Source organism: uncultured Kiloniella sp. (assembly GCF_937128705.1).
In the GTDB taxonomy this organism is placed as follows: domain Bacteria; phylum Pseudomonadota; class Alphaproteobacteria; order Kiloniellales; family Kiloniellaceae; genus Kiloniella.
In genome coordinates this window covers 1-4388 of record NZ_CAKZMP010000433.1, presented here as the reverse complement: position 1 = coordinate 4388, position 4388 = coordinate 1, and the positions used below count along the sequence as shown (strand labels likewise).

Here is a 4388-nt window from a genome sequence, read left to right as displayed (position 1 = left end):
TTTTGACCATAGAGTTTCCAGCTCGGTTCGGTGCTGAATACTGGTGGGTTCGGCGGATAGGGTGATGGATCAATCGCGGCGACTTCTGGGGATGTTGTTGATGTGCCTTCAGCCGCTGATGTTGTCTCGACGTTTTTTTCTGATACGGGATCAGTTTTCTTTGTATGACTTTGCGCGTCTTGTTCGGAATTTTCTGCTACAGGCTGTTCGCCTAAGGCTTCGTCTTTTTGAGCCGTGGTCGTATCAGAAGCATGATCGTCTGTCTTGGCTTCTTCTGTGGCAGTGTCTTCAGACTGTGGTGCCTCTGGTACCGTTATTTCTGTTGTTTCTTGATTATCTACAGCTTCACTATTCACTTGTTCAGCATCAGTATCATCTTCAGGCAAAGAAGTCGTGGTTTTATCCTGTGCCGATGGTGACTTATTCGGTTTATCCGACGTTTCGCTTTCTTCTGAGGAAAGTTCGGGTTGTGTAGTTTCCTTTGAAAGAGAAGTACTTTGGTCTGAGTTAGCTTCCGTAGCTGTGTCCTCACCTATTAATGAAGATTCATCTGCAGAATGGTTCTCTGCGTCGGAATGATTTTCATCCCCGTCTTGGGGAGCTGTCTCTTCCACATATTGGTAGGGCAAAGGTACGTTGGGCCCTAAAATTGTATAGCCAACGGCTGCACCGATTAGAGAAACCAGTGCAGCCCAGCAGGTTATAAGTAAGATTTTTTTCCAGTTCACGGTTGGTCCAACTGAAGTTATCAGCCTAGTGGGAAGTTAGTTGCTTGCTCCGTTGCTTGCGCTGTAGAGAGCAATTCCCTGAATGAGATCCAGAGCGCGATCAAGCTGGTAATCTTGTGGCTTTGCAGCTTCATCTGTTGCGCCGTTAGCACCTTCCTCGCCATCACCGTTTGTCCCGCCTTTGTTTTCCAAAGCACCTCTGAGATCAGCTTCGCGTCGTTGTCCCTTGATATCAAGGGTTTCAACCTTGGCCTGTTCAACAACAATATCCGGTGCAATCCCTTCGGCCTGAATTGAACGGCCAGATGGTGTGTAGTAACGGCTGGTCGTTAAGCGCATGGCCCCATTTCCAGGCAGTGGCATAATCGTCTGCACCGATCCTTTACCAAAGGACTGTGTTCCCATAATGATTGCACGACGATGGTCTTGAAGGGCACCAGCAACAATTTCTGACGCAGAAGCGGAACCGCCGTTAATAAGAACAACCAACGGCTTTCCATCGATCAGATCGCCGGATTTAGCATTAAATCGTTGCGCGTTGCTGTTATCGCGTCCACGCGTTGAAACAATTTCACCTTGTTCGAGGAAGGCATCAGAAACGGAAATTGCTTCCGTCAACAACCCGCCTGGGTTCAATCTTAAATCTAGAACCAAGCCGACCATCTTGTCGCCCAGTTCTTCCTGAATCGCCTTGACGGATTTTTCCAGTCCTGGTGTGGTTTGTTCGTTAAAGGAAGAAACCCGGACATAGCCGATGTTGTCTTCTACGCGGTGACGGACTGAGCGGACCTTGATGACATCGCGTTCCAGAGTGACATCAAAGGAATCAACGCCTTCGCGGCTGATGGTGATTTTTAGCTCGCTGCCGACTTTACCGCGCATTCTCTCGACGGCTTCTTGCAACGTCAGGCCCAGAACAGCTTCGCCATCGAGGTGGGTGATGTAATCGCCGGCTTCAATACCTGCGCGCGCTGCTGGCGTGTCGTCAATGGGGGAGACAACCTTCACAAAGCCATTTTCCATTGTAACTTCAATACCAAGCCCACCGAATTCGCCACGGGTTTGCACCCGCATATCCTTGAAAGATTCCGGTGTCAGGTAACTGGAATGAGGATCCAGACGGGACAACATGCCGTGAATTGCTGATTCAATAAGCTCTTTATCAGAAGCTTCTTCGACATAGTTTGCTTTTATCCGTTCGAAAACATCTGCAAACAGTTCAAGTTGTCGATAGGTATCGAGCCGGGTATCTGCAGTCGTGTCCGCCACCAAGCTGGATGGTAGTGCAATAGCAAAAGCTGTTGTTAAGAGCACTTTTTTGAAACTGAGCATTAACCGTTCACCTTATCGAGATTTGAATTCGTATTGTTTGTTAATATCCACGGAGATGGATTGATGGGCTGTCCACCTTGACGTAATTCAAAGTAGATTTCAGCATATTCAAGCTTCTTATCGCTCATCCTTGCGACAGGTTCACCAGCCAAAACCCATTGTCCTTCAGTTACATCAATTCTTTCAACACCAGCCAGTAGTGTATGATATCGCCCAGAATGTTCAATGATTAAGATGCGTCCATAGCCACGGAACTCGCCAGCATAGGCAATTCGCCCGTCAAATGGGGCAATAACCTGTGCCGAAGGACGCGTGGCTATAACCAAACCTTTATCATATGATTCATTTGTGCCTCTTTTTTGGCCGTATTTACTAATCACTCTTCCGCGAGCTGGATACAAAAGTACACGTTTTTGGCGTGAAGGAAACTCTCGGATCTGCGATGGGTCAGGCACGACCGTTAATTTTGCGGTCTGTTGGACGGGGGCAGGCGGGCTTTCAGCTACGGTATCTTTGGGCACCTGATTGGGTGTTTTTTTCGGTTTAGGTTTGGGTTTCTGTGCTACCAAAGCTAGACGTTTACGTTCGGCTTCCAGCTTTTTCACTAAATCTTTCATGCTGCGTGCTTGCTGCGCGAGTTTTTTTACCTTGGCGCTAACCGATTTTTGTGATGCTTGGGCCTTTGATTGCAAAGCTTGTTTTTTATCGAGAAGGGCATTCAAATCGTTGCGTTCGCGTTTGATATATTTTTGAGACGCTATTAACGCGGCGCGTTCATCTTCGATTCGGCTTTTCAATTCAGCGAGTTCGTCCAAATCGCTACGCAGATCTTCCACACGGGTTTCTATTTCAGGAACCGCGACTTTTAAAAGCATGGCACTGCGAACTGTATCTATAGGGGAACCGGGGGCTGCGACCAAGGCTTCGGGCGGTAGTAATGCAATCCGCTGTAGTGCAGACAATGTGTGCCCTAATTTCTCACGATTTTCAGTTAGCCGGATTGTTTTATGTTCAGCATCTTCTTTTAGCGAGATCAAAGTTTCTTCAATGTTTGTCAGGTTGCTTTCGTAGTTCTGTACCTTTTTGGCGGACGCGATCAGCTGTTGTCGTAGATTATTTACCTCGGCGTTGAGTTTCTTTGCCTCTTGAGAAAGTTTCTGTGCTTCTTTTTTACTTTGCGCAGTTTTCTCTTCGATTGTCAGAAGCTGCTGCGTTGCATCTTGAGCTGAAGCGATATCAATAATCGGCATACACAAGCTTAAGCCCGCAACAGCTATCACCGCTCGCCAGCTTTGGAAAAAGCTGCTGCGTGTAGATAATTGGTGCGAGCGCAAAGCGTTTGGCAACTGTAACCTCAAAAAGATTTATCCTAGATGTTTAATCGTCATCACGTCTGATAAGCGACTGTCCATCCATATCAATCGGTTGATCCAGATTTAACAAGTCTAGAATCGTTGGCGCAATGTCCGCAAGGCGACCATTTGCAATCTTGGTAACATTATCGGGTCCATTTACTAATAAAATAGGAACAGGATTCAAAGTATGTGCTGTGTGTGGCAAGCCTGTGATTGGATCCAGCATTTCTTCGGCATTGCCATGGTCAGCTGTGATCAGTAGGCGCCCCCTCATTGACAGCGTAGCCTGATAGATATCCTGTAAACAGCTATCAACAGTTTCGGCGGCTTCTATCGCTGCTTGTAAGTCACCTGTGTGGCCAACCATATCACAGTTGGCGAAGTTACAGATCAGTAGTTCGTATTTGCCGCTTTTTATGGCAGTACAGAGCTTTTCATTTACTTCTGGTGCCGACATGGATGGTTGAAGGTCGTAGGTTGCGACTTTGGGTGAAGGCACAAGAATACGATCTTCACCTCGCAAAGGTTCCTCAACACCCCCGTTAAAGAAATAGGTCACGTGGGGGTATTTTTCCGTTTCCGCAATGCGAAGTTGGCGTAATCCGGCGTTGGATACGATTTCGCCTAACGTTTTTGTCAGATCTCTTGGGGCAAACATAACGCCCATCTTTTTCGCCAATTCATTAGAATAGGCCACCATGCCGAGGTATGAGCAGCATTCGGGGCGGTTTTGACGCTCGAACCCTGAAAAGTCATCATCAATAAAAGCGTGGAGTATCTGGCGTGCGCGGTCAGCCCTGAAATTGGTCATTAATAGCGCATCACCGTCTTGCATGCCTTTGTAGCCATCAATCACACAGGGCAATACAAATTCGTCCCACACCTTGCTTGCATAACTGTTGGCAACTGCTTCGTCTGGTGAAGATGCTGTCTCGCCCTGACACACAGTGATGGCATCATAGGCCTTTTGCAC

Annotated in this window: 4 protein-coding genes; all 4 read right to left on the bottom strand. The window is 47.5% G+C overall.

Annotated features, from left to right (window positions below):
* A partial coding sequence (locus tag Q0241_RS22040; protein WP_299381436.1) for a hypothetical protein occupies window positions 1–728 on the bottom strand: 728 nt, incomplete at its 3' end.
* Window positions 729–764: 36 nt separating this feature from the next.
* Window positions 765–2060 (bottom strand): S41 family peptidase, encoded by a 1296-nt coding sequence (locus Q0241_RS22035; RefSeq protein ID WP_299381433.1) that lies wholly within the window; start codon window positions 2058–2060, stop codon window positions 765–767.
* Window positions 2060–3310, bottom strand: coding sequence for a peptidoglycan DD-metalloendopeptidase family protein (locus Q0241_RS22030; RefSeq protein WP_299381431.1), 1251 nt, complete (start codon window positions 3308–3310; stop codon window positions 2060–2062). Before Q0241_RS22030 ends, Q0241_RS22035 begins: the two co-directional genes overlap by 1 nt.
* Before the next feature lie 127 nt (window positions 3311–3437).
* A partial coding sequence (gene gpmI, locus Q0241_RS22025) for a 2,3-bisphosphoglycerate-independent phosphoglycerate mutase (protein WP_299381428.1) occupies window positions 3438–4388 on the bottom strand: 951 nt, incomplete at its 5' end.